The 25,488-nt window shown below is 65.0% G+C and carries 27 protein-coding genes and 1 pseudogene; 5 read left to right on the top strand and 23 right to left on the bottom strand.

Going from position 1 to position 25,488, the window contains the following annotated elements; translation table 11 throughout:
- The 4 genes from VEI45_RS19370 to VEI45_RS19355 form a co-directional block, all read right to left on the bottom strand.
- Positions 1–205 (bottom strand): NAD(P)(+) transhydrogenase (Re/Si-specific) subunit beta (locus VEI45_RS19370; RefSeq protein ID WP_324856132.1); only part of this gene is annotated, 205 nt, incomplete at its 3' end.
- Entirely contained in the window at positions 202–534 is a 333-nt protein-coding gene (locus VEI45_RS19365) for an NAD(P) transhydrogenase subunit alpha (protein ID WP_324856146.1), read from the bottom strand. The genes VEI45_RS19365 and VEI45_RS19370, both read right to left, overlap by 4 nt.
- Before the next feature lie 9 nt (positions 535–543).
- On the bottom strand, positions 544–1,743 hold the full coding sequence (locus tag VEI45_RS19360) for a Re/Si-specific NAD(P)(+) transhydrogenase subunit alpha (protein WP_324856130.1): 1,200 nt from the start codon (positions 1,741–1,743) through the stop codon (positions 544–546).
- 87 nt (positions 1,744–1,830) lie between these two features.
- A complete protein-coding gene (locus tag VEI45_RS19355) occupies positions 1,831–2,292 on the bottom strand; it encodes a nuclear transport factor 2 family protein (protein ID WP_324856128.1) in 462 nt (153 codons plus the stop codon).
- A 56-nt stretch (positions 2,293–2,348) separates the two neighbouring features.
- Here VEI45_RS19355 and VEI45_RS19350 point away from each other — a divergent pair, with 56 nt between their 5' ends.
- The 3 genes from VEI45_RS19350 to VEI45_RS19340 all read left to right on the top strand — a co-directional run bounded on the left by VEI45_RS19350 (position 2,349) and on the right by VEI45_RS19340 (position 4,597).
- Complete coding sequence (locus VEI45_RS19350) at positions 2,349–3,560, top strand: acyl-CoA dehydrogenase family protein (RefSeq protein ID WP_324856144.1); 1,212 nt, start codon at positions 2,349–2,351, stop codon at positions 3,558–3,560.
- A gap of 1 nt (position 3,561) precedes the next feature.
- Entirely contained in the window at positions 3,562–4,383 is an 822-nt protein-coding gene (locus VEI45_RS19345) for a tyrosine-protein phosphatase (RefSeq protein ID WP_324856125.1), read from the top strand.
- A 61-nt stretch (positions 4,384–4,444) separates the two neighbouring features.
- Complete coding sequence (locus VEI45_RS19340; protein ID WP_324856122.1) at positions 4,445–4,597, top strand: hypothetical protein; 153 nt, start codon at positions 4,445–4,447, stop codon at positions 4,595–4,597.
- Between the two features lie 19 nt (positions 4,598–4,616).
- Here the strand turns inward: VEI45_RS19340 and VEI45_RS19335 are convergent, their stop codons facing one another.
- From VEI45_RS19335 to VEI45_RS19300, 8 genes are all read right to left on the bottom strand, one after another.
- On the bottom strand, positions 4,617–5,585 hold the full coding sequence (locus tag VEI45_RS19335; RefSeq protein ID WP_324856120.1) for an NADPH:quinone oxidoreductase family protein: 969 nt from the start codon (positions 5,583–5,585) through the stop codon (positions 4,617–4,619).
- A gap of 6 nt (positions 5,586–5,591) precedes the next feature.
- The gene (locus VEI45_RS19330) at positions 5,592–6,455 is read right to left on the bottom strand and encodes an SDR family oxidoreductase (RefSeq protein WP_324856118.1); all 864 of its coding nucleotides are present in this window, start codon (positions 6,453–6,455) and stop codon (positions 5,592–5,594) included.
- 72 nt (positions 6,456–6,527) lie between these two features.
- On the bottom strand, positions 6,528–7,958 hold the full coding sequence (locus VEI45_RS19325) for an aldehyde dehydrogenase family protein (RefSeq protein ID WP_324856116.1): 1,431 nt from the start codon (positions 7,956–7,958) through the stop codon (positions 6,528–6,530).
- Positions 7,959–8,033: 75 nt separating this feature from the next.
- Positions 8,034–8,963, bottom strand: a complete 930-nt coding sequence (locus VEI45_RS19320) for a class I SAM-dependent methyltransferase (protein ID WP_324856114.1) — start codon at positions 8,961–8,963, stop codon at positions 8,034–8,036.
- Complete coding sequence (locus VEI45_RS19315) at positions 8,960–9,898, bottom strand: class I SAM-dependent methyltransferase (RefSeq protein ID WP_414687532.1); 939 nt, start codon at positions 9,896–9,898, stop codon at positions 8,960–8,962. The genes VEI45_RS19320 and VEI45_RS19315 overlap by 4 nt, the downstream gene beginning before the upstream one ends.
- A gap of 38 nt (positions 9,899–9,936) precedes the next feature.
- Complete coding sequence (locus VEI45_RS19310; protein WP_324856112.1) at positions 9,937–10,896, bottom strand: class I SAM-dependent methyltransferase; 960 nt, start codon at positions 10,894–10,896, stop codon at positions 9,937–9,939.
- 65 nt (positions 10,897–10,961) lie between these two features.
- On the bottom strand, positions 10,962–11,597 hold the full coding sequence (locus tag VEI45_RS19305) for a helix-turn-helix domain-containing protein (protein ID WP_324856110.1): 636 nt from the start codon (positions 11,595–11,597) through the stop codon (positions 10,962–10,964).
- Between the two features lie 57 nt (positions 11,598–11,654).
- Positions 11,655–12,641, bottom strand: a complete 987-nt coding sequence (locus VEI45_RS19300) for a pirin family protein (RefSeq protein ID WP_324856108.1) — start codon at positions 12,639–12,641, stop codon at positions 11,655–11,657.
- 85 nt (positions 12,642–12,726) lie between these two features.
- Between VEI45_RS19300 and VEI45_RS19295 the strand changes: the two are divergent.
- Positions 12,727–12,984, top strand: a pseudogene (locus VEI45_RS19295) (chloride channel protein); the annotation flags it as partial.
- A gap of 35 nt (positions 12,985–13,019) precedes the next feature.
- Here the strand turns inward: VEI45_RS19295 and VEI45_RS19290 are convergent.
- Positions 13,020–13,934, bottom strand: coding sequence for a DNA-3-methyladenine glycosylase 2 family protein (locus tag VEI45_RS19290; RefSeq protein WP_324856106.1), 915 nt, complete (start codon positions 13,932–13,934; stop codon positions 13,020–13,022).
- A gap of 159 nt (positions 13,935–14,093) precedes the next feature.
- On the opposite strand from VEI45_RS19290, the gene VEI45_RS19285 reads away from it, so the two are divergent.
- Positions 14,094–14,450 (top strand): nuclear transport factor 2 family protein, encoded by a 357-nt coding sequence (locus tag VEI45_RS19285; protein ID WP_324856140.1) that lies wholly within the window; start codon positions 14,094–14,096, stop codon positions 14,448–14,450.
- On the opposite strand, the gene VEI45_RS19280 is transcribed toward VEI45_RS19285, so the two are convergent.
- From VEI45_RS19280 to VEI45_RS19235, 10 genes are all read right to left on the bottom strand, one after another.
- Positions 14,447–14,827, bottom strand: a complete 381-nt coding sequence (locus tag VEI45_RS19280; RefSeq protein ID WP_324856104.1) for a DUF427 domain-containing protein — start codon at positions 14,825–14,827, stop codon at positions 14,447–14,449. The two genes, VEI45_RS19285 and VEI45_RS19280, sit on opposite strands and share 4 nt — an antisense overlap.
- Positions 14,828–14,899: 72 nt before the next feature.
- The gene (locus tag VEI45_RS19275; protein WP_324856138.1) at positions 14,900–15,715 is read right to left on the bottom strand and encodes a class I SAM-dependent methyltransferase; all 816 of its coding nucleotides are present in this window, start codon (positions 15,713–15,715) and stop codon (positions 14,900–14,902) included.
- A gap of 53 nt (positions 15,716–15,768) precedes the next feature.
- Positions 15,769–17,316: an MlaD family protein gene (locus VEI45_RS19270; protein WP_324856102.1), complete on the bottom strand. Its 1,548-nt coding sequence runs from the start codon at positions 17,314–17,316 to the stop codon at positions 15,769–15,771.
- Positions 17,317–18,462, bottom strand: coding sequence for a virulence factor Mce family protein (locus VEI45_RS19265; protein ID WP_414687531.1), 1,146 nt, complete (start codon positions 18,460–18,462; stop codon positions 17,317–17,319).
- Positions 18,459–19,979 carry a virulence factor Mce family protein gene (locus tag VEI45_RS19260; protein ID WP_324856098.1) on the bottom strand — a complete coding sequence of 507 codons (1,521 nt, stop codon included), beginning with the start codon at positions 19,977–19,979 and terminating at the stop codon, positions 18,459–18,461. The genes VEI45_RS19265 and VEI45_RS19260 overlap by 4 nt, the downstream gene beginning before the upstream one ends.
- Positions 19,976–21,529 (bottom strand): MCE family protein, encoded by a 1,554-nt coding sequence (locus VEI45_RS19255; RefSeq protein ID WP_324856096.1) that lies wholly within the window; start codon positions 21,527–21,529, stop codon positions 19,976–19,978. Before VEI45_RS19255 ends, VEI45_RS19260 begins: the two co-directional genes overlap by 4 nt.
- The gene (locus VEI45_RS19250; protein ID WP_324856094.1) at positions 21,526–22,566 is read right to left on the bottom strand and encodes a virulence factor Mce family protein; all 1,041 of its coding nucleotides are present in this window, start codon (positions 22,564–22,566) and stop codon (positions 21,526–21,528) included. Before VEI45_RS19250 ends, VEI45_RS19255 begins: the two co-directional genes overlap by 4 nt.
- Positions 22,563–23,789, bottom strand: coding sequence for an MCE family protein (locus tag VEI45_RS19245; protein ID WP_414687530.1), 1,227 nt, complete (start codon positions 23,787–23,789; stop codon positions 22,563–22,565). The genes VEI45_RS19250 and VEI45_RS19245 overlap by 4 nt, the downstream gene beginning before the upstream one ends.
- 5 nt (positions 23,790–23,794) lie before the next feature.
- Complete coding sequence (locus VEI45_RS19240; RefSeq protein ID WP_324856092.1) at positions 23,795–24,673, bottom strand: ABC transporter permease; 879 nt, start codon at positions 24,671–24,673, stop codon at positions 23,795–23,797.
- A 1-nt stretch (position 24,674) separates the two neighbouring features.
- Positions 24,675–25,391 carry an MlaE family ABC transporter permease gene (locus VEI45_RS19235; protein WP_414687534.1) on the bottom strand — a complete coding sequence of 239 codons (717 nt, stop codon included), beginning with the start codon at positions 25,389–25,391 and terminating at the stop codon, positions 24,675–24,677.
- Positions 25,392–25,488: the final 97 nt, after the last annotated feature.

Genomic DNA, 25,488 nt, shown 5'->3' with positions numbered 1-25,488 from the left:
CGACGCCGACCACCAGGCCGGCGATGATCAGTACCCATTGGTCGGTGTGCCGGATCTTGATCAGTGTGGCCGTCACGGCGAGCGCCATGCCCACCGCAGCGATCAAGTTGCCGCGCACCGCCGTCCTGGGCCCGGTCAGGCCCATCAATCCGTAAATGAACAGCGCGAACGAGATGACGTAGAGGCCGATCACCAGATAGTTCATTTGGCGGCCGGCTCCTCGGTCTTGCCGGGCGCAACGGCCTTCTTCTTGCCCTTGAACATTCCGAGCATCCGGTCGGTGACGATGAAGCCGCCGATGACGTTCAGCGTGCCGAACACCACCGCGACGAACAAGATGATCTGCACTGCCAGCGATGGATGCTCAACCTCGCCGAACACCACCAAAGCACCGATAACCACGATGCCGTGGATGGCGTTGGTCCCCGACATCAACGGGGTGTGCAGCGTGTTGGGCACCTTGGAGATCACCGCGAACCCGACGAATCCGGACAGCACCAGGATCGCCAGATTGGACAGAAGTTCGTCATACATACCGTGCATTCAGGAATCCTCTCCGATCTGGCGCCGCTCTCCCCCACAAGCGGGAGGTGCCCCCACCGCATCGCTGCGTCCCCCTCGCCGCTGCGCGGCTGGGGGTAACCCCACTGCAGCGTCGCCGGCGCGGCGGGTAACACATGATTCCGCGATGACTTCGTCGTCAAAGTCCGGGGCCAGCTTGCCGTCGGTGATCAGCAGGTCCAGCAGGGCCGTGATGTTTTTGCTGTAGAGCTCGCTGGCGTGTTCGGGCATGGTCGCGGGCAGGTTCAGCGGCGACGCGATGGTGACGTCGTGTTTGACCACCGTCTGCCCGGGTTCAGTGAGCTCGCAGTTGCCGCCGGTCTCCCCAGCCAGGTCCACCACAACACTGCCCGGCTTCATGGCCTCGACCGCCGCGGCGGTCACCAGCCGCGGCGCAGGGCGACCCGGTACCAGCGCGGTCGTGATCACCACATCGAATCCGCTGATCGCCGCTTCCAGCGCCTTCTGCTGTTGCGCGCGTTCGTCCTCGGTGAGCTCACGGGCGTACCCGCCCTCACCGGCAGCCTCGATTCCGATATCCAGCCACTGCGCTCCCACCGAGCGCACCTGGTCGGCCACCTCGGGTCGCACGTCGTAGCCGGTGGTACGCGCGCCGAGTCGTTTAGCCGTGGCCAGCGCCTGCAACCCGGCCACGCCGACGCCCAGTACCAGCACGGTGGCCGGCTTCACCGTCCCCGCAGCAGTGGTCAGCATCGGGAAGAACCGGGTCGACTCCGAGGCTGCCAGCAGCACGGCCTTGTAGCCGGCGACGTTGGCCTGCGACGACAGCGCGTCCATCACCTGCGCGCGCGAGATCCGCGGGATGGCCTCCAGGGCGAAGGCCTGCACGCCGGCCTGGGTCAGGGCACCGATCGAATTGTCGGCGTCGCGGGGCGCGAGGAACCCAATCAACGTCTGTCCGCTGCGGAGCTTGCCGACCTCGTCGGCGGTCGGCGGGGCGACCTTGACGACGATGTCAGCCGCCCAGGCATCACCGATCGTGGCACCGGCCTCGGTGTACAGCTCGTCGGGAAGCAGCGCCCTCTCGCCGGCACCGGACTCCACCACGACCGCGACCCCGCTTTTCACCAGCGGCGCGACCGCCTTCGGCACCAGTGCGACCCGTCGCTCGTCGCTTCCCGACTCGGCGACCACCCCCACCGTCGTCTGCGTATCTGTCATGACACGTATATCTACTTTCTTGTGCGCCCTAACCCCGCTAGATCGGCCCCAACCCTAACCTGACCGACCCTGTCCCCCGTCGGCCCGCTACCACAGGGTGAAGTCGTGGCCGTGCTCCGCCTGTGGGCGAGGCCCGAAGTAGCGTCGCTGCGACTCGTCGATCGCCAAGTCGTTGATGCTGGCCTCGCGGCGGGCGGTGAGCCCGCCGTCGGAAAACTCCCATAACTCATTGCCGTAGCTGCGCCACCACTGCCCGGCAGCGTCGCGGCACTCGTACTGGAACCGCACGGCGATGCGGTTGTCGTGAAAACTCCACAGGCCCTTGCGCAGCACGTAGTCGTGCTCCCGCTGCCATTTCCGGGTCAGGAAAGCCACGATCGCGTCGCGGCCGACGACATGTTCGTCCCGGTTACGCCACTCCGAGTCGACGGTGTAGCCCAGGCTCACGCGCTCGGGGTCGCGGGTGTTCCACAGATCCTCGGCGGCCTGCACTTTCTGGATCGCTGTTTCGAGGGTGAAGGGCGGAAGCGGGGGACGGATCTCGGTCATGGCATCTATCGTGCTCTGATCGGCGGTGTCATATCGTGGCGGGCATGGAGTTCGCGATGTCGGCCAAAGCCAGCGACTACCACAAACGGCTGTCCGAGTTCATCACCGAATACGTCTTTCCGGCCGAGGCGGAATATGACCGCTACCGGCACGAGGCCGGCCCGAACGATCACACCGTTCCGCCGATCATCGAGGAGCTGAAGACCAAGGCCAAGACAGCCGGCCTGTGGAACCTGTTCCTGCCGGCCGAGTCGGGGCTGACCAACCTGGACTACGCCCCGCTGGCCGAGCTGACGGGCTGGAGTCTGGAGATCGCGCCCGAGGCGATCAACTGCGCGGCACCGGACACCGGCAACATGGAGACCCTGCACCTGTTCGCCACCGAGGAGCAGCGCAAGCAGTGGCTGGAGCCGTTGCTGAACGGCGAGATCCGTAGCGGCTTTTCGATGACCGAGCCGGCGGTCGCCAGCAGCGACGCCCGCAACATCGAAACCTCGATCGTGCGCGACGGCGGCGACTACGTGATCAACGGCCGCAAATGGTGGACGTCGGGTGCGGCCGATCCGCGCTGCAAGATCCTGATCGTGATGGGCCGCACCAACCCCGAGGCGGCCAGCCACCAGCAGCAGTCGATGGTGCTGGTGCCGATAGATACACCGGGCGTGACCGTCGTTCGCTCGACATCGGTCTTCGGTTACCAAGATCAGCCCGGACACTCCGAAATCGTCTACGACAACGTCCGGGTACCGGTCAGCAGCCTGCTCGGCGAAGAAGGCGCCGGCTTCGCGATCGCCCAGGCCCGGCTGGGACCGGGCCGCATCCACCACTGCATGCGCGCACTCGGCGGAGCCGAACGCGCGCTGGCGCTGATGGTGTACCGAGCCAACACCCGGATCGCATTCGGCCGCCCGTTGGCCGACCAAGGTTTGGTACAGCAGGCAATTGCCAAGTCCCGCAACGAGATCGACCAGGCCAGACTGTTATGCGAGAAAGCAGCGTGGACCATCGACCAGCATGGCAACAAGGCTGCGCATCTACTTGTGTCACAGATCAAGGCGGTGGCCCCGCAGGTGGCCTGCGATGTCATCGACCGCGCCATCCAGGTGCATGGGGCGGCCGGCGTCAGCGAGGACACGGCCCTGGCGCGGCTCTATGCCTGGCATCGCGCGATGCGCATCTTCGACGGGCCCGACGAGGTGCATATGCGTTCCATCGCGCGCGCCGAGATCGGCCGGGAGCAAAGCGCTTTCGCTGCGGCGGTCACCTGAAATGGTCGCAGGTGTGCGGGATCTGCAGGGGGCCTGGAATTTTCGCGACGTTGCTGATAGCACTGGTGCGCTGCGGCCGGGACGGCTATTTCGTTCCGGCGAGCTGAGCGATCTCGGTGACGACGGCCGCGATGAGTTACGCCGTTTGGGCATCAGCGATGTCGCTGATCTGCGCTCGCGCCGTGAAGTGGAGCGCCACGGGCCGGGCCGGGTGCCGGACGACGTGCTGATTCATCTGCTGCCCATTCCGGATCTCAGGCCCGAAGAGCTCAATCCGGACGGGGACGCCCCGCACGAGCACGCGTTCCGGCGGCTGCTGGAAGACAAAGCCGACGACGAACCGGTCAGCGCTGCGTCCGCCCGCTTCATGGTCGACGAGTACAGCAGGTTTCCCACCTACAACGGAGCCCAGCAGGCACTGCACCGCGTCGTCAGCTTGCTGGCCGACGGGCGCGCGGTGCTCACCCACTGTTTCGCCGGCAAAGACCGCACCGGCTTCATGGTGGCGCTGGTGCTGGAGGCCGCGGGCGTCGAGCGCAACGCGATCGTGGCGGATTTCCTGGGCAGCAACCGGGCCGTTCCCCAGCTGCGGGCCCGAATCCTGGACGCGGTCCGGCGGCGAACGGACGTCGAGGTGACGCCGGAGTTGATGGCGTTCACCGAGGCACGGTTGTCCGACGAAGTCCTCGGCGTCCGCGCGGAATACCTGGACACCGCACGGCGGACCATCGACGAAAACTTCGGCTCGCTGGATGGATACCTGCGCAGCGCGGGCATCACCGCGGCCGACGTGACGCGGCTGCGCGCAGCGCTGCTGGGCTGACTTATCCACAGCTGCGCCTTTATCCACAGGCGGCAGGACGAAGTGCGACGCCAGTCTGTTCGTGGACAACCTCGAAGCCGGTGACTTGTTGGCCGCGATCGGCGACCTGATTGCCGGAGACATAGCGTTGGTCCCGTTCTTGAGCGTGTTCGGAGTCCTGCCTATCGGGGAGGCGCTCGCGACGACTGCTTACGACCTCTTCGGAGGCCTGTAACTCGCCGGCTGTCGCTGGCTTAGGGCTCCAGCACGAGCTTGCCGAACACACCCCCGTCGGCCAGGGCCTGCAGCGCGGCGGGTGCCTCCGAGAGCGGATAGCGCTGCGGCGGTGGCGGTTTCAAACCCAGCGACACCAGCTGGCCTAGACCCCAGGCGAACAGCGCCGCGGAACCGGGCACCTGATGCAAGTACTCACCCCACGCGACGCCGAGCACGCCGACATTGCGCAGCAGCAGCCGGTTCACTTTGACCGTCGGAATCGCACCCGCGGCAAATCCGATCACGAGCAGCTTGCCGTCGATGGCCAACACCCGGATGGCGTCATCGAAGGCCGACCCGCCGATCGGATCGACCACGATGTCGACGCCCCGACCGTCGGTATGCTCGCGGACCGCCTGAGTCCAGCCGTCGGTCAATGGCAGCACCACGTCAGCGCCCAGCGACTCGACGAATTCCGTTGCACCCGTGCGATGCACCACCGCGATGACCTTGCTCGCACCCATCGCCCTGGCCACCTGGATCGCCGCGGTGCCGACGCCACCGGCTGAGCCCAACACCAGCACGCTGTCCCCCGGGCGCATCGCAGCACGCCGAGCCAGCGCGAAGTACATAGTGTTGTAGTTCACCAGCAGCGAAACCGCTTCGGCGTCGTCGAGCTCCGCCGGACTACGGGTCACGTTGGCCAACGGAACGATCACCCGTTCGGCGTAGCCGCCGAGCAGACCGAACGCCGAAACCCGTTCACCCACCGTGAATTCCGAATCTTCCGGCGCCCAGTGCACTACACCGGCGGCCTCCATGCCGGGGATGAACGGCGGCGGCAGCTTGAGCTGGTACTCGCCCTTACTCAGCAGCAAATCCGGAAAGCACACCCCAGCGGCACGCACGTCGACGACGATCGTGTCGTCGTTGCCGGTGACGTCGTCGACGTCCGTGTACACCAGGCCGGAGGGTCCTGAAAGCTCCTGTACTACACAGGCTTTCATTCGCGATTATCGGATCGAGAAATTCGCCTGCTTCGCGGCGGACAGGTCATCGATCTCGGACCAGTGCGCGGCGATCTCGTCGACGGACGGCGGCGTCTTGAAGTTGACGCCCTCGTTCTGGAACAGCGCGGTGCGCTGCACCTTGCCACCACCGACGATGAAGATCGAGTCGGTGTCGGGCACCTCTTCTGAGCACAGGTAGGCCACCACCGGCGCCACGAAGTCCGGGGTGAGGTTCTTCAGCACCTCGGGCGGCAGGATGTCCTCGGTCATCCGGGTGGCCGCGATCGGCGCGACCGCGTTGGTCTTGATGTTGTATTTGGCGCCCTCTTGGGCCAGCGTGTTGATCAAACCGACCAGGCCCAGCTTGGCCGCGCCGTAGTTGGCCTGGCCGAAGTTCCCGAACAGTCCGCTGGTGGAGGTCGCCACAACCACCCGCCCGAAGCTCTGCTCACGGAAATGCGGCCACGCGGCGCGGATCACGTTGTAACCGCCGTAGAGATGCACCTTGAGCACCGCGTCCCAGTTCTCGAACGACATCTTGTGAAAGGTGCCGTCACGCAGAATGCCGGCGTTGCTCACCACGCCGTCGACCTTGCCGAACTCATCGAGAGCGGTCTTGATGATGTTCTCCGCGCCCTCGGGCTCGGCGACGCTGTCGTAATTGGCGGCTGCGCGGCCTCCGGCAGCCTTGATCTCTTCGACGACCTTGTCGGCCATGTTGTGTCCGGCGCCGGTTCCGTCGCGGGAACCGCCGAGGTCGTTGACGACGACGCTCGCGCCTTCCTTGGCGAGGGTCAGCGCGTATTCGCGGCCCAGTCCCCCACCTGCTCCGGTGACAACAACGACGCGATCCTGCACTCCAGGCATGGGCTTCCTCTCTTTCTCGGGCTTCATCGCCCGACTCTTCTCAGGCCGGTTGAAGTCAGTTTGGTGCCGCGGCTAGAAGAGCCGGCGCGCCAACTTCCACGCCTTCTCTGTATACGGCGGGTAGATCATTGCCGCTAAGTCGGGTCGGGTCGGCTTGGTCAGCACGGACTTGCGGTGGCTGAACTCCTCGAAGCCGAACTTTCCGTGGTAGGCGCCCAGACCGGACGGGCCGACGCCGCCGAACGGCAACTTGTGGGTGGCGAAGTGGAACAGCAGGTGGTTGATCACCATGCCGCCTGCAGGCACCTCCTTGATCACTCGTTCACGCGCGGCCTTGGCCTTGGTGAACAGGTAGGCGGCCAGCGGCTTGGGCCGCGAGTTCACGAATTCGATTGCCTCATCAAGGTTTCGAACGGTCACTACCGGAAGTATGGGGCCGAAAATCTCGTCGGTCATCAACGGCTCGTCAACGGCGGGATCGACCACCACGGTCGGCTGAATGTTCAGACTCGACGCGTCCGAGCCGCCGCCGATCGCGACCTCACCCTTTGTCGCGGCGAGTGCGGAGGTGAGCCGGTTGAAGTGCCGCTCGTTGACGATTCGCTTACCGCCGGTGGCGTTCTCCGCTTCGAACGCGGTAACCGCTTTCTTGATCTCGTCGACCAGCTTGTCGCGGATCGGCGCCTCAGCTAGGACGTAGTCAGGCGCGATGCAGATCTGCCCGGAGTTGATCAGCTTGGTCCATGCGATCCGCTTCGCGGCGACCTCGATATCGGCATCGGCCGACACGATGACGGGGCTTTTGCCGCCGAGCTCGAGGGTCACCGGAGTCAGGTGCGATGCCGCACCCTCGTATACCTTGCGCCCGATCTCGGTGCCGCCGGTGAACAGCAGGTGGTCGAAGCCCTGCGCGATGAGCTCCTGGCTGACGGCGGCGTCGCCCTCGATGACGGCGATCGCGTCGTTGTCGAGGTAACGCGGCACCAGCTCGGCCATCAGCGCCGACGAAGCGGGCGCCACCTCGGAGGGCTTGAGAACCACGGTGTTGCCCGCCGCGATGGCGCCGACGGCGGGGCCCAGCGTGAGCGCGAACGGGAAGTTCCACGCGCCGATAATCAGCACGGTGCCGTACGGCTCATATTCCACCCAGCCGCGGCCCGGCAGCTGCGACATCTCCAGCAGGCGGTGGCGGCGCTTCATCCACTTGCCCACGTTCTTCGCCGCGTATGCGGCCTCGGCGGAGGTGCTGGCGACATCGGCGATCCACGCCTCGAACGGCGACCGTCCCAGATCCTTCTCGAGGACGTCGGCGATTTTGGTTTCGTTCTCGGCCATCAGCCGCTCGAGCGCGCGCAGCTGCTCCTTGCGCCACTCGACGCTGCGGGTGCGGCCACTGGCGAATGTCTTGCGGAGCCGCGCGACCGTCTTCGCGACGTCCGTGGCCGAGGCGGCCGAAGGAGTCCTAGTCGTAACCGCGGCATTTGCGGTGGTTTCGGTGGTCATTAGTGTTCCCTTCCTAACCGGGGAACCCAATCCTAATCAACCACCCGGTTGCGCAACAGGCTGCGTCACCGACGCCTATGGCTTCTCGGCAGAGACGAAAACAGCACGGAATGTTGCCACAACGTTGGGTTCCTCCGGCAACGGACGACCGACCTGGGTCAGGTAGTCGCGACCGGTCACCGACTCGACGCGCCAGGAGTGCGTGTCGAACCAGGCCGCCGGATCGCAGCGCTCGTCTTCGGTGTACCACAGGTCGCCGGGGTCGAAGACGTTCTCGTCGCCGAGCCGCCGGCGCAGCTCGTCGGTCTTGGCGCGGCGCTTCTCGTATGCCTCGCGGGCCGCGTCGTCGAAGGTGAAATCCTCGATGCAGGCCCGGCTGCCCGGTGCGCTGAGCGCGTCGATGTCGGTGAACAACCGGTCCTCGGCCTCACCCGGCAGGAACATCAGCAGGCCTTCGGCCAGCCACGCGGTGCGCTGCGCGGGGTCGAACCCCTTGCCCTGCAGCGTTTTCGGCCAGTCGAAGCGCAGGTCGGCCGGTACCTCGTGTCGGTCGACGACCGGCTGCACGCCATGGGCGGCCAACGTTGTGGCTTTGTACTCCAACACCTTCGGCTGGTCGACTTCGTACACGCTGGTCCCGGCGGGCCAGTCCAGCCGGTAGGCCCGCGAGTCCAGCCCGGCGGCCAGGATGACGTGCTGACGGATGCCGGCCGCTGCCGCCGCCTGGAAGTAGGCGTCAAAAAAGTGGGTGCGCGCGGCCTGGTAGTTGACCATGTGGGCACGGACCGCTGCCAACTCGGGATCGGCCGTGTACGTCGTCGACATCTTGGCGACCAACTGCGCGAGTTCCGGGCCGTCGATCAGCAGCTGCGCGAACTCGTCGCGGATCAGCGGCTGCTCGCTGGCCGTCTCGGCCGCCCGGGCGGACGCCACCATGACGGCGGTCGCGCCGACGCTGGTCGCGATGTCCCAGGTGTCGCCGTCACTGCGACTCGCGGAACTCATATGCGTTCGGCGGTCACGAATTGCGCGAATGCGTCCTTGTCGTCGGCCATCGGCACGCCGTCCACCCAACGGTCCAACCGGCGCATCTCATCGCCGGAGTTCTGCGCCGTGGCCTGCCAGCCGTGGTCGTTGAGCCAGTCGACGACGACCGCGCGGTTCTCGTCGTGGTAGATCAGATCCTGGATGTCGACGGTCTGCTCGATGCCGAACTGGTCGGCCACCCGCTGGAACCGGTCGCGCATCTCTTGCCGCCGCTCGTCGGCGTGACTGGCCGCGGTTTCCACCGCGATCCGGCTGCCCGGTGCGCTCAACTCGGTAATCTGCGCGAACAGCCGGTCCTGGGCGTCGGCGGGCAGATACATCAACAGACCTTCGGCGAGCCAGGCCGTCGGCGCTCCTGTGTCGAAACCCGCACCGACGAGGGCGGCCGGCCAATTCTGACGCAAGTCGATCGGCACCTCGTGGCGGTCGGCCGACGGCGTTGCGCCGTTTGCCGCCAGCGTGGCCGACTTGTAGGCAAGCACCTTGGGCTGGTCGATTTCGTACACCCTGGTGCCGGCCGGCCAGTCCAGCCGATAAGCCCGCGAGTCCAGCCCGGATGCCAAGATCACCACCTGGCGAATGCCGGCAGCCACCGCCCCGGTGAAGTGGGCGTCGAAGAAGTGCGTCCGCACGGCCTGGTAGCTGCGCATGTGTTGGAACACCGCGGCCGCCTCGGGGTCGAACGACTCCACCTTGGCGACCAGCGAGTCGTCGAGCATGCTTTCCCACACGCCGGTGCCGGCCTCGCTGACCAGCAGCTTCGCGTAGGGATCGCGGATCAGCGGATCGGGACGATCGGTTTCGACCGCTCGGGCGGCGGCCACCATCACCGCCGTGCTGCCGACACTGGTGGCGATGTCCCAGGTGTCATCGTGGGTGCGCAAGGTGCTCATCGTGGTGGTTCCCGCCTCCTGCAAAATGCGTGTGGTGATCAATCAACTGCGGCGAGTTGGGCGCGCAGCAGCCTGGTGGTGAAGGTCTCTTCGGCCAGGTCCGCGGGGATCGGCCGGCCCAGTCGGGCCATTTCGTCGGCGTTGCTCACGGCACGCACCTGCCAGCCGTGCGCGGTCAGCCATTCGGCGGCGTCCGCACGGTCGCGTTCCTGGTAGGTCAGCGTCTCGACGTTGATGTCGAGGCCGAGGCGTTCCCGCATCCGCTCGAAGCGAACACGTCGCGCCGCGCGGCGTTGCTCGGGGTCGCCCGAACCAAGGCTGAACACCTCGACGGCCACCTGGCTGCCGGGCGCGCTCAGCTCGGTGAGCATTTCGAACAGCCGGTCCTGAGCTTCGGCCGGCAGGTAGGGCAGCAGGCCCTCGGCCAGCCACGCGGTGGGTTGAGCCCGGTCGAAACCTGCGGCGGTCAGCGCCGCCGGCCAGTCGTCGCGCAGGTCAACCGGGACAGTACGGCGGGTGGCCTTGGGAGCGGCGCCGGCCGAGTCCAAAGTGGCGGTCTTGTACTCGACCACCTGAGGCTGGTCGATCTCGTAGACCGTGGTATCGGCCGGCCAGTCCAGCCGGTAGGCCCGCGAATCCAGCCCTGCGGCCAGGATCACCACCTGACGGATGCCGGCGGCAGTGCCAGTAGCGTCGGCGAAGTAGCTGTCGAAGAAATGCGTGCGCACCGCTTGGTAGTCGCAGGCCAGCCGGTGGGCGCGTCGTCCGTGCTCGTCGTCGCCGATCCACTCGAGGCCGGAGCTGGCCAGCCGTGCCCACGACTGACCCGCCGACGACACCAACAAATAGGCGAACTCGTCTCGAATCAGCGGCTCAGCTGTTGCGGTCTCCACTGCGCGCGCCGCGGCGACGCTCAATGCGGTGGCGCCGACGCTTTCGGTGATGTCCCAGCTGTCCCCGTCGGTGCGCACCGAACTCGCATCGTGCAAATCATTCATAGCGCGACCCATGCTACCGAATAAGTTAGGTAAGCTATATGGTTCTGTGCGCTACATCACTGCCCTTATTCGGGGCGCCGGGTGAGGTTGCCGGCCAACAACCGCCGCAGCTGGGCGTTGACCGCGTCGATTTCGTGCCGGTTAACGACAAAACCGGCGTAAAAGCCGACTCCCAGCAAGACCGCGATCAGCATCTCGGTGAGTACCGAGGCGTCGGTGTCGGCAGCCAGTTCGCCACGCTTGATCGCGTCGTCGATGGCCCATGACAGAAAAACCCGGGTGGCGCGAACCGAGTCGGCTTCCTCATGGCTCAGGTCGGGGTGCCGCTGCGACTCCAACGCGACGGTGATCAAAAATGCCGCCGCTGTTCGGTTTTCGATGTCAGCCTGAGTCGCCGCCTCGATGAACGCGGCCACCCGTCCCGCCAGTGTCGTCTCGCGCTGCGCCCGCTGGATACTAGCGGCGACAACCACGTCGTTGGTTTCCTTCGCCACTTCCCGATACAGCGCACGCTTGTTGGAGAAGTAGTGGTTGATCGCGGGCCGAGTCAGGTCGGCGCGGATCGCGATCGCCTGGAAGGTGGCCGCGTCGTAACCGCGTTCGCTGAACACCTCGCGAGCAGCGCGCAAAATGCGCTTCCGCGTCTCGGCCGCCTTCGCCGCAGGGGGGCGACCCGGTCCCCGACTCGCGGGCTGGACCACGGATGAATTGTGCCATAGATCACAATTTCGGCCGCTGCGCCTAACCGAAGGTGCTTGTTAGCTGGCCGGCGGCCGTGCGGCGGTGTGGGGCATCAGACCATCGGGTGGAATGCGGCCGAACTTGCCGGCCTGGAAATCCTCGAGTGCCTGGAGCAACTCCGCCTTGGTGTTCATCACGAACGGGCCGTAATGAAAAACCGGCTCGCGGATCGGCCGGCCGCCCAGGAGCAGCACCTCCAGCGCGGGTCTGCGCGACTCCTGCGACGGCGCCGCGGCGACGGTGATCCGGTCGCCCGGACCGAGGACCGCCAACTGGCCCTGCTGGATCGGGTGTCCGATCGGGCCGACCGATCCGCGCCCGGAAAGTACGTAGACCAGCGCGTTGTGATCGCGGTTCCACGGAATGTTCAGCCGCGCACCAGGTTCGACGGTGGCGTGCGCCATCGTGATCGGCGTGTGCGTGGCGCCGGGCCCGCGGTGACCCTCGATATCCCCTGCAATGACACGGATTAGCGCGCCGCCGTCATCAGAGGAGAGCAAGACGGCGTCGGTACCCGCAATGGCCTGATAACGCGGTGCGGCGAATTTGTCCGTCTTCGGCAGGTTCACCCAGAGCTGGATGCCGTGGAACACACCCCCGCTCTCGACCAGATCGGCCGGTGGCGTTTCGATGTGCAGGATGCCGGCGCCTGCGGTCATCCACTGGGTGGCACCATCGGTGATCAGCCCGCCGCCGCCGTGCGAGTCCTGGTGCGCGAACCGCCCGTCGATCATGTAGGTGACCGTTTCGAAGCCGCGGTGCGGATGCCAGTCGGTCCCCCGGGGCTCGCCGGGCTGGTATTCCACCTCACCCATCTGGTCCATGTGCACGAACGGGTCCAGTGCGGCGGTGCTGACCCCGGCGAACGCCCGAACCACCGGAAATCCCTCACCTTCGTAGCCGTGCGGCCCGGTGGTGATCGACCGAACCGGACGTTCGGTGTCAGCCGGAGCGGCTGCGGACACCCGCTCCAAGGTCAACGTGTCTGCGGTTACCGCGGGCATCTGTACCTCCTAAAACTTGGCTACACGACATAACCGGACCGCGGTCCGATTATTCCCCGGACGGCCACTGCTAACGTCACTGGCGATGCTGGAGGCAGACGACGCGGATTCAGGCCGCGGCGGGCGGTTGGGCCGCTTCATCAGGAATCTCGAATATCTTTATAAATGGCTCTTGCTGGGCATCATCATCGGCGTCGTCGCCGGTCTCGGTGCCGTCGGTTTCTACCTGGCGCTGAGATACACCACCCATTTTTTGCTGGGCTATGTGGCCGGATACCACCTGCCCTCCCCGCTCGTCGAGGGCGGAAGTCCGGGTTCCCCCCATTACCAGAGGCCGTGGGCGAAGGCGTTCGGCGCCGGTCGCGAATGTCAGCCGGGTCACAGCGCGCGGATGTCCTGGACCGGCAGTCGCGCGCCGCGGCGCGGTTCATAGGCCAGCCCGCTGGCTTCCAGCAGGCGGACCACCCGGTAGCGGTGCGGCCGCATCGGCTCGAGCAGCTCGATCATGTCGGCGTCGTCGATCGGATGTCCCAGCAACGTCCAGCCAACCATCTTGGGGATGTGATAGTCGCCCACCGACAATGCGTCGGGGTCGCCGAACGCACGTTGCGCCGTCTCGGCCGCCGTCCACACACCGACCCCGGGCAGCGACGTCAGTGCCTCTCGGGCCTGCGCGGCCGGCCATGACGTAAGCCGTTCCAGCGACGACGCCCGCTGTGCACAGCTGGCGATGGTCCGGGCCCGTCCGGGATCGACGTTGGCACGGTGAAACTCCCACGACGGGATGTGCCGCCACACGTCCGCGGACGGGGGCACCCGCATCCGCGCCGGCGCGGGTCCTGGCGCCGGCGCGCCGAATTTGGTCACCAGCAGCCGCCAGGACCGGAACGCATCGGCGCCCGGAACCCGCTGCTCGATGACCGCCGGAATGAGGGCTTCCAATACCTGACCGGTGCGCCCCAGCCGCAGGTGCGGCACACGCCGATGCGCGGCCGCCACCGTCGGGTCGGTCGGGACGAAATCCGATGAATCGTCTTGCGCGCCGAGCATGGCCGGGAGGCCGTCGAGAAACTGCTCGGCACCGCTCCCCCATGCCGTGCACTGCACGGCATCGGGCGCAGCGCGGCTGATCCGCGCCGTGACGGATCCACTGAGCAACAGGCTGGTCCGCCAGGTGGCGCCATCATCACCCACCTGAAAGCAGGGATCACGAGGACCGCGGCGGAGCGGGAAAAGGGTGAGCGCAGGGCTGACCACACCTGCGAACCTGACCGTGCGAGCCCTACTCACCATCTGCTCCCACCGGATGCCGCAACTGCTCGATCCCGATGATCATAGGTTGGGTTCGGCTCGCGCCTGCTCGCCCGAGCACGATTGACCGGTAATGGTGCTGGGGGTCAGGATGGCGATGTGACCACCCCGTTCGACGATCCGCAGGCCGAACTTGCGTGGATGTTTTTGCAGTGTTTGTCCGACGGCGGAGATATCGACGAATGCTTCGGGCTGCTGAGCGACGACTTCACCTATTGGAGCATTCAGAGTCGCGAAACGATCGACAAAGCGGCGCTGCGCCAGGAGGTCGAGCGGCGCAAACGCCGAGTTGAGATGAACCTCGACTTCATCCGGTGTTTCAATGACGGCGAAAGCGTGGTGATCGAGGCGCTGACCAACGGTGTGACCGCCGACGGAGTGCGCTACAGCACCCCCACGGTTTTCATCTTCGAAACCCGCGACGGACTTATCGTGTCGTTGCGCGAATACGGTGACACCCAGCTCAATGCGCAGGTGTTCGGCCCAGCGGGTTCTTAATCGGGCTCGACGGCGATCTCAGCTTTGTCGGCATAGAACGCGACGTGCCCGGCGATGGCCGCCACCGCGGGGTAGGGCTGCTCGTACGTCCAGATCGCGTCGTCGACGGTGTCGCCGGCCGCGGTGGTCACGCTGTAGTAGCCGGCTTCGCCCTTGTACGGGCAATAGGTGCTGGTGTCGGTGCGGGTGAGCAGCTCTTGCGCGACATCTTCAAGCGGAATGTATTGCACGGCAGGGTAAGTGGACTCTTGTAGCTGCAGCGCGTTGCGTGTGTCGGCGACGACCTCCCCGTTGACACGGACGACAACCCGCGCCCCGGTCGGGTTAATCGTGATCGGATGCTCGGTAGTGGGTTCCAGAACAGGCCGACTGGTCATGGTGACATCTCCTCAGGTGTGAATAGCTTATGCAACACCGCGCGGCGCGCAAGATTCCCGTCCCGGATGAAGTCAGGCCGTTCCAAATGCATAGCGGTGGTATTGGGACATATAACGCAGAGCGGGCAGCCATGACATGACCGTTGCCATCAGCCGGTATGCGGCCGGTACACGGTTGAACGCGTCGGAGTCGAAGGTCGACACCCAGGTCAGCAGCCGGGTGCCGGGCACCGCGCGCAGAATCACGTCCGGCCCGTCGATTCCCCAGTACAACGTCGCTCCCGCGCGCCGCACGATCACGTTCATCCACTGCGACTTGATACCCAGCCGACTGAACGCGTCGAATTGCAGTTCCCCGGAGGGAAACCGCTCGACGATTCGCCGCAGCAGAGCGATGCCTTCTTGTTCGGTGAGATACATGGTCAGCCCTTCGCCGATCATCAGCGCCGGCCGGTCGGCGGGAATGTCGGCCAGCCAGCCCGGATCGGTGACCGAGGCGGCGACGACGTGATAATGCTCGGCGACCGGGTAGAGCTGGGTGCGAAGCGCGGCGACCTCGGGGTAGTCGACGTCGTACCATTCGACACCCGGACCCGGCTGCAGCCGGAAGAACCGACTGTCAAGACCACAGCCCACGTGCAACACGACGGCTTGCGGGTGGGCGGCCAGGAATTGGTTGGCCCATGCGTCGAAGTGCGCGGTCCGGGTAGTCACCGACGGCGCGCGGCGCGGGGTGATGGTGGTCTTCTTCCAGTCGTAGTCGATGCGCTCGACGATCTGTTTGGCGAACCGATCACCCAGAATCGGCTCCTTGAAGTCGGCGTCCAGCGCCTTCGCGTACAGCGTCGCCAGCATCGTCTGCGGCGCCCCGCTCAGGTCGACGCGCACCCGGTCGGTTGTCACTCGCCCGAGGCTAGTCCGCTAGGTCGCCACACTGGGGGTCAGCCGGCGGGCGCGAGCATGTCCTTCCAGCCGTCCTCGCCTGTGTGGCTTGAGTTTTCGAGGGTGTAGTTGGCCCCATCAGGTCCCACCACTTCGCCACCAGACGGGATGTAGATCGCACTCGGGCCGGCCGGAGTGTAGATACATGGATTGGGCTGCTGCCCATTGCATTGCACGGTGCCCGATCCGGGCCGTTGCAGCGGATCGCTGATCGGGGGTGGTGTTCCGCGCAGCCGGTCAGAGGGTAGCGGGTTGAGACCGTTGTTGACCGATGGCGCCGGTATCACCTTGCCGGGGTCGACGGGTTGATCGCAGCGAGCGCCGGGCGCCGGGCAGTTTCGGATCTGATTCGGGTCGCCGTACCACGGGTTGGTGCCTAACGGGACGTACGGCTTGTTGTCGCGGCACTCCTGCGGGGTCGCCGCCCGTTTGCCGGGAACGTCGACGCACGGATAGTTGCGGGCGCCGCGCACCACGTTGGCCGGAGTGTCTTGTGGGATCTTGCAGTACGTTCCGGCCGGCAACGGAGCAATGCTGGTGTCCGCCGGCGCCCGCCACTCCGACGCCGGGAGGAATCCGGTCAGACATGGCGGCGGATTGTTGATGTTCAGGTTGAGATCCAGCAGCACGGAACCCGGGGCGGAGGCGACCACCGTTTGTGCCACCGAGCCGATCTCCGGCAAGAACACCAGCAACTGCTCGAGACCTTTGTTGTACCGCTTGAGCATGTCGGCAACGATCTCGAGGTTCGCCAAGGTCTGCGGCAACGACTCCCGGACGTCGGCGAACACCTGGTTGACCTGATCAGCGGTCGGCGCCGCTTGCGACAGGATGCTTTGCACGTGCTGGTCGTTGTGCGCGGCTTGGGCAATAAGGACATTGAGGTTGTGCGACCACCGCTGGATCGAATCGCCGGAATCGACTTGACTGTCGATGATCGGTGCGGAGTTCTCAATGATGTCGTTGACGTCGGAGATATTCGCCTGGAAATCACCGACAATCGACTGCGTCGAATCGACGAGTCGTTGCAGCGCCGGTCCCAAACCGCCGACCGCTTGCGCCGTTTCGTCAAGCAGCGAGGCGATCTTGGCTTTGGGTAGCACCGACAAGCTGCGGTTGGCGGCATCCAACGCCGGGCCTATCTCGCTGGGCACCATGCCTTTGGTGATGGTCTGTCCGGGCGAGAAGAACTTTCCCGGGTTGCCGGTGGACACCAGATCCAAGTACTGCTCACCGATCGCGGACACCGAGTGCACATTGGCTGATGCATCAACCGGAATTTTGTAGCGGCTGTCGATGCTGAGCGTCGCTTTGACACCATTTTTCGTCGGCTCGACCTTGGTGACTTTGCCGATCTGGATTCCCCGATACGTCACATTCGAGGTGCGATACAAGCCACCCGACGCCGGCAGCTGCACCGTCAACTGGTACTGGCCGACGCCCAGCAAGCTTGGGATACGCAGGTAGTACCAGCCCAGCGTGATCAGCGCCACCAACGTCAGCGCGGCGAACACGACCAACTGGGTCCGGATGAAGCGGGTCAGCATCTATTCGCCCCGCTCTATCGGCGCGTCGGCCGGGTTGGGCGTGAACCGGATGTCGGGGACCATCGTGGCGGGGTCGCGGCCCCACGACTGTTCGAGCGCGCGCAGGGCTCCGGAAAAACCGGTGCCGGTGAAGACTGCGTTGTCGACGGCGCTCAGCGTCAGGTCCAGTGCTCCTGACACGTTGATGTAGTCGCCGCGCACGATCTTCGGGACGCTGTCGATGGCGAACGGCGGCGAGAGCAGAAGCATGAGTGCGTCAACCAAATACGGTGAGGCGCGGCCGAGTTGCTTGAGCGGCCGCTGCAGATCTTGGAGGTCCTGGTGGAGATTGCCCTGCGACGCCGACAACGTCTGATCGGTGACGTTGCTGATCCGGCCAACCGCATCGACCGTGTTCGCAAAGAGGTCGCGTTGGCCTGCGAAATGCTTTACCAGCGGCGGGAATTCGGTCAGCACCTGATCCAGGGTGTCGTCACGCGTCGCCACATACGACAACAGCCGGTCGGTGGAGTCGATGGCCTGGGTGATGTCGTCGCTCTGGTGATTCAACTCGCGGCTGAACGTGCTCAGCTTGCCCAGAAAATCCCTGATCTGCTGAGCGCGTCCGGTGACAATGTCGTAGACCTCGTTTTGAATAACCTCGAGATTCGGCAGTCCGCCGCCGCGCAGCACCATGGCCAGGCTGGCCAACGTCTGCTCAGTCGACGGATACGCCGACGAATTCCGCAGCTGGATCGTGTCGCCGGCCGTCAGCGGCTCCGGCGACGGATCCAGTGGGGCCGCGAGTTCCACGTGCTGGGAGCCCAGCAGGCTGGTCTGGCCGATCTTGGCGGTGGCATTCTTCGGAAGCCGGACACCCTTCTCCAGGTCGATGGTCAGCGTGGCGACCCAGTTTTTCAAGGTGATCGCGCGCACGGTGCCGACAAAGACGTCGGCCACCAGCACTCGGCTATTCCCGTTGAGCGCCAAAGTGTTTGGCATCTGCACATAGACCGTGTAGGACCCGGCGCCGCTGCCCGGGCCGCCGGGCAGCGGGACATTGGCAATACCGTGCCAACTCGCACAGGACGTCAGCACCACCACGGCCGTTGCCAAAGCCAATGCCTGCCTGACTCTTTCGCGAATCAGCCGTGCCGCGCGCGTCACTGGCCCGGTCCCGTCGGTGGCTGCGCCGTTGGGGAGGGCAGGGGTTGCGGGTACCACGGCGGTGGCAACGGGCTGTTCTCGTTGTAGGCGTCCGGCGGTCCGGCCATGTTCTGCCCTGGCGGTGGCGGGGCGATGTTCGGACCACCCACCAGTTCGGCCAACGACGCGGGCGTCAACAGGTTCGCCGTGGCCGGCTGGACCTGCACCCCCTGCATCCCGGGCGCGACGACCCAGCCTGGTTCGGAGTTGCGGTGCGACCACTGTGTATCCGGCGAGAAGATCCCGGGCACGGTGGTGTCCTTGTAGCCGGGCGGTGGCTGCAGCCGCGGCTCGGAGTAGGCAACGTTCTTGGGCAAGGTGTCGGCGGTGCTGAACACGTTCATCCCGAACGGCAGGTAGTTGAACTTCATCGCATCCAGAACCGGCGCCAGATACTGCGCACACAGTTCCGCCGAGTCTTGGTAACCGAGTCGGCTGCCGGCCTGAATTGCGCTGCAGATGAACTGTAATGGGTTGGCGAAGTTGACAATCGCGGGTGCGCCGGTAAGCGAGCCGTGCGCCGGTTCATAGATCGCCAGCACGTTGGCGGCCATGTGGGGCAATATGTGCAGCGCAGTCTCCAAGCCGTCTCGCCCCGTCGGTTGCACGATCGCGGTCGTCGCTTCCGCGAGGTTGTTGACGTCGTGCACTAACACGTCGCGGTTTTCGGTCAAGAATTTGCGAGCGGTGGAGAGCAGCTCGTCGGTCTGCTGTATCGCGTTGGCAGCGGACTGATCTGAGCTGTTGAGGTTGTTGGTGAATTGGGCCAGGTCTTTGTTCAAGGCAACGAACTGCTGGTCATCTTGGTGCAGCGCGTTGACGAACAACGCCAGACTGTGCAGCACCGCGAAGAAATCGCCGCGACCTTCGTCCAGGGTTGTCAGTGCGGTTGACAGGCTGTCCAGCGTGGTATTGATTTGTTTTCCTTTGCCCGACAGCCCGTCTGCGAAGGATTCGATGATCTCACCGAAAGGCCCCTTGGGCTGCTCTTTGGTCGGGCCGAGGTTGGAGATGATGTGGGTGATGTCGTTGCGCAGGTCGTCCCACTCCACCGGCACCTGGGTGCGCTCTTCCGGGATGACCGCGTCGTCGGGCAGGGTCGGCCCGCCCTTATACGCTGGCTCCAACTCAATGCTCCGCGAGGCCACCAGCGTCGGGTTGAGGATCACCGCCGATGCGTTAGCGGGCACCTTGTACTTGTTGTGGTAGTGGAAAGTCACCTTCATCTTGTCGCCGGCGGGTTCGATCTTGTCGATCGCGCCGACGCGGATTCCCATGATCACGACCTTGTCCCCGGCGTAGAGCGCATTGGCCGCCGGAAAATAGGCGATGACGGTGTTGTTGGTCAGCTTCTGGTAGAGCTGCCAGCCCACAAAAGCAGCGACCAAACCACTTGCCACAATTAGTGATCCGATGATCACCGCGGCCCTCGACAGCCGCGGCAACTGCAGCTTGTGGATATCGAAGATCGTGCTCATTGGCTGCTACCTCCCGTCCCGCCAGGCGTGATGAATGGGGCCGGCAACTGCGGGCCAGGGCCCGGTGGCGCCGGCGGTCCGGGTGGCAGCCCGGGCGCGAACGTCGACGGCGGCGGAACCGGGCCCGCTGGTTGCAAGCCTTCGGTGCGGGCGCCCGGCGGCGCGTTCGGCGGCAACGGCACCGGTGTGCCCGGCAGGGCGGGTGCCGGAGCCCCGGGTCGCCCGGCGATCGGGATGCCCGGCGCCGGTGGCAGACCACGTGGGTTCGGCGGCGACGAGAGCACGTCGGGCAACACCGGGTACGGACCGTTAGGTCCAAACGGGCCTTGCCCCTGATCGACACCCGCGCAGGGCATCGGATTGCCCGGCCGCGGCGGCAATTCCGGCGGCGGCGTGTAGGAGCACGGGGAGCCCGGCGCCACGGCCGGTCCCGGATGATCCGGGGTTCCTTCCAGCACCGGTGGCGCCGGCGGCGGCGCACCATTGGGGAACCGGGTGCCATTCGGGTCGGGCCACCGGAACGCTGGCAATCCCGCGCTGCGCCAGAAGTTTTCCGGGTCGATGCCACGCTTCTTGAACGCCGCATCGACCCAGGGCTGCATGATTTGATATGGCAGCAGGTTGGCGATCATCACCTTGAAGTACGGTCCAGAACCGACCGCCTCACTGAGCGCCGCGGTGTAGTTGCGCAGCGTGGTCAGCACAGCGACAAGGTCATTCTTGTGCGCGACCAGGAGGTCGGTGACCGTGCTGAGTTGCTCCAACAGATGGTGCAGGTTGGGGTTGTCGTTGATCAGCCCGCGCACCTGGGTCGAAAAGGCTGAGACGTTCACCAGCAGCGCCTGAATGGCCCGGCCACGTTCGTTGAACGCGGCCAGCAGCTCCTCGGCGTTCACCAGCAGCGTGTTGATCTGCTTGCTGCGGTCGCCGAGGACGCCGGCCACCTTCCTGGCCTCGGTCAGCAGGTGCTTGAGCTGCGCGTCGCGTTTGCCGAGGGTGTTGGAGAACTTGGCCACCCCGTCGAGGGCCGCGCCCAGATGCGGGTAGGTCTGATCGATGGTGTGCGACAACACATTCAGCGACTTCTTGACCGTCTCGATGTTCCAGCCGGCAGCAGCCTTGGTGACGTCGAAGAACGCGTCGTAAATCTGATACGGCGTGGTGCTTTGGCCAAGCGGCAACATGTCGTTCGGCCGTAGCGGCTGGGTGCCCCGCGGCTCGATCTCCAGCACCTTCTTGCCCAGGATGGTGTCGGTCTTGATCGCCAGCCGGCTCTCGGTGCCGATGGTGCGTGTCCCCGTCGTGAACTTCATCACGACATGGTCGCCGTCGATCTTGACGTCCTGCACCGTGCCGACGTCCATACCGACGATGCGGACCTTGTCGTTCTTGTTCAATCCGCCCGAATCGGTGAACTGCCCGTAGTAGCTGGCGGTGGCGAACAACATCGGCAGGCTGCTAAAGCTTTGGCCCACACCAACAACGAGCACCACCACCGCGATGGCCAAGGCTCCGGTCCGCACCCGGTTGGCGGGTTCCAGTGTTCTCATTGCAGCGTGCACCGACCCGTCGGCTGCTGGAAGAGCTTGACGGAGCGAACCGGGCCGCCCGGCTGCAGTCCGTTGACCTTGATCGAGAGGTCGCAGAGGTAGAAGTTGAAGAAGTCACCGTAGATGCCGCTGGCGCGGCCGATCAGATTGAATGCGGTAGGCAACTGGGTCAGCATGTTGCCAACCCTGTCGCGTTGGTCGACGAGCGGCGTTGCGACGGTTTCTAATCGGCTCACGGTGTCGTGCACCAGGGCCCGGTTGTCGGCCAGCAGGTCAGCCACCGTTGCTGCGGCGTTGCTGATGTGCGCGGTGCCGGCAGCCAGCGGATCGGCCCGCTCCTTCAAGCCGGTAACGAGCAACTCGAAGTTATTGACCGTGTCATCGAACTGTTTTCGATGCTTGACCGTTGTGTCCAGCACCGTGTTCAGGTTCGCGATCACCTCACCGATTGCATGGTCGCTTTCGGCCAGACGTGAAGTCAGTTGCGCGGTCTGGTCGAGGATGTCATTGATGGTGCCGCCCTCGCCCTGGAAGACGGTGATGATCGACGAGGCGATCGTGTTCACCTTCTGCGGATCGAGTGCTCGAAAGAGTGGTTTGAAACCACCGATGAGCGCGTCGAGGTCCAGGGCCGGCTGGGTTCGTGAGAGCGGAATGAATCCGCCAGGCGGCAGGACTCGGTCGGCGCCTTCTCCCGTCCCGCGATCGATTTCCATGTAGCGGTTACCGATCAAGTCCTGGTAGCGGATTTGCGCGGTTGTCGCCTGGGACAGCTGTACGGTGCGGTCGACGGAGAAGTCGACGCGTATCCGCTTGTCTCCTTCGACCAGATCCACCTTCTTGACCTTGCCGACCTCCACGCCTGAGGCACGGACGAATTGGCCGGCGCGTAAGCCGCTCGCGTTGCTGAACTCAGCGGAGTAGCTGTTGGTGCGGTCGAAGCGCACCTGGCCGAAAACCACGACAATGATTGCGGTGAACAACAATTGCACGGAGACGACGGCGGCGAGTCGAAGAACCGTTCCAGTGATTTTCATGGGTTAATCGTGTTCTCCCCGTACTGGCGTCCCCATACGTACTCGCTCGCGAGGGGCTGACCGAGTTCGAAGTGGTTATAGGGCGCGATGCTGTTACCCGAGTCCATGACCAGATACGGCGCGGGCCAGAGATCGCGGGTGATCGGCTGCCAGCAGCCCGGTGCGCCTCCGGGCCCGCCTCTGGCATTCGCCCGGGGCAAATTGTCCGGATACACATACGGGTTCTCCGACCCGGCGATCGCCGCGCCGAGCTGCGCGGCGTAGTGGTTGGCGCTTTCCACCGCCGCGATTTTGGGGGCGACATTGGCGAAGTTACGGAAGGTGCAAAACACCTCGGGGCTGTAAGTGTCGAGCAGGTGGGCGGTCGGCCCGAGATCGGCCAGCACGCGTTCCAAATACGGCCGAGCGCGGGTGAAAATGTCGTCGCCGGTGTTGGCGAAGCCGATCGCCGCCAACAATGCCGCGTCCAGTTCGGCCTGATGTCGGTTGAGGGTGCGTGCGGTGATGACCGCGCTGCTGAGGGCATCGAACAGATCCGGCGCGGCGTTGGCATAGACATTGCCGAGCGCCGCGATCTGCTGAATGTCGTGGCGGATCGTCGGCATCTTCGAATTCACGTCGTCGAGAATCTTGTTTCCGTTCACAATCGACTGGCCGAATTTGTTGCCCAACCCGCTCAACGCTTGCGCGGCAGCGCTCAGCGTGAGATTCACCTTGACCGGGTCAACACTCTCCGCAATCTGGATGATCGTCTCGAATACGGTGTTGAACTCCGTCGTCACCGACGTCGCGTCGATCAGGTTTTCGGATGTGATCCGTCGCGGTGAAGCATCTTCCGGTGAGGTAAGCGACACATACTTGTTGCCGAAGACCGTGGTGGCCTGGATTTTCGCGATCACGTTGGCCGGGATGAGGTCGACGTACTTCGGGTCCACGTCGAGCGTGAACCTGGCCGCCGGCTTGCCGTCATGCTCAACTTCGGAAATGCCGGCCACCCGACCGATGCTCACGCCGTTGTAGGTGACCTTCGATCCCTGATCCATCACCAAACCGGCACGGGTAGCCAGCATCGTCAGCTGGGTCTTGGGGGTGAAGTTCCCGCGAAACTGCCCGTATACCAACGCAAGCAGCAGCCCGCATGCCAGCAGTAACCCGATACCCGCCAAGGTGTCGGGCCACGTTCTGGGCTTGCGTACCTTCTGCGCCTTTCTGGGCATCGTCATCGCGGCTACACCGTGAGGTTGAAGTTCGGGTCGACGCCGTAAAGCGCGAGCGAGGTCAACAGGACAACGATCACCGTTGAGACCAACGAGAAGCGCATCGATCGGCCCACGGCTTCTCCCACGCCGACCGGCCCGCCGCTGGCGTTGTATCCGTAGTAGCAGTGGGTGATCATCACGATCACGGCCATCACGATGACTTCGGCCCCCGACCAGAACACATCCTCGACGCGCAGGAATGTGCGGAAGTAGTGCTCGTAGGTGCCCACCGACTGGCCGTAAAACAGAGTCGTGACAACCTGTCCCGACAGGAAGGACATCACGAGCGCCATCGCGTACAGCGGCACGACCACCACCAACCCCGCCATCAGTCGGGTTGACACCAGGAACGCGACCGACTTGATGCCCATCACCTCGAGCGCATCGATCTCCTCGCTGATCCGCATGGCTCCCAGCTCGGCGGTCGCGCCGGCACCGACCGTGGCCGCCAGCGCAACGCCGGTCACCACGGCCGTGACCACGCGGACGTTGGCCAGCGCGGCGAAGAATCCGGTGAACGCCTCGACGCCGATGTTGCCCAGCGATGCGAAACCCTGGATGGCGATCAGCGAGCCGCCGGACAGCGTCACGAAACCGACGATCGCCGCGGTACCGCCGACGACCGCCATCGCTCCGGTGCCCATGCCGATCTGAGCGATCAGCCGCAACGTCTCTCGGCGATAGCGGCGTAGCGCCCACCCGATCGACCAGCCACCGGTAATGGCGAACCTGGTGAGGTGTCCGGCCTTGTTAAGCCCCCGCAGCGGGCCGCCGACATAGTGGTTGAAGTTCGCGACGGCGCGTGGAAATCGCGCCTGTAAAACAGCGGCTGCTGAAACATTAGCCATGTCAGCGTCCCGTCCCGAACCGCACACCGATTGTGGTCAGCACCACGTTGACCGCAAACAACGCGAGCACGCACAACACCAGCGTTTCGTTGACGGCGATGCCCACGCCTTTGGGACCGCCCTTTGTCGTCAGGCCGCGGTAACAGCCCACCAGGCCTGCGATCGTTCCGAACACCGCGGCCTTGACCGTCGCAATGATCACCTCCGGTAGGCCGGTGACCAAGGTCAGCGTGGCGAGGTACGCACCACCCGAGACGTTCTGCAGGTGAACGCCGAACAAGAAGCCGCCGACCAGCCCGATGGTGATGACTGTCCCGTTGAGCAGGGTGGCGACGATGGTCGCCGCCACCACCCGCGGCACTACCAGTCGGTGGATGGGGTCGATGCCGAGGACCTCCATCGCGTCGATTTCCTCGCGGATGGTGCGCGCACCCAAGTCGGCGCAAATGGCCGTAGACCCGGCGCCGGCTACCACCAGCACGGTGGTCAGCGGTCCCAGTTGGGTGACCGCGCCCAAGGCCGCGCCCGCACCTGAGATGTCGGCGGCGCCAAATGCGGCCAGCAGCGTGTTGAGCGTGAAGATGATCAGCACGGTCAGCGGTATCGAGACCGCGATGGTGGGTAGCGTCGCGACTCTGGTGATGAACCAGCACTGGACGATGCACTCGCGCCAGTGAAACGGTCTACGAAACAACGCTTTTCCGGCCAGTACGCACATATGGGCAAAGCCGCCGATCGTCGCCAGCGGGGGCTCGAGTTGGTCACGCACGTAGTCGGTGAGCCGGGCCGGCGTCGTTGTTGTCACCGCCGCCTCA

The organism is Mycobacterium sp. (assembly GCF_035623875.1).
GTDB lineage: Bacteria > Actinomycetota > Actinomycetes > Mycobacteriales > Mycobacteriaceae > Mycobacterium.
Note: the sequence above shows the minus strand (reverse complement) of the source record. Positions and strands in the feature narration are given on the sequence as shown.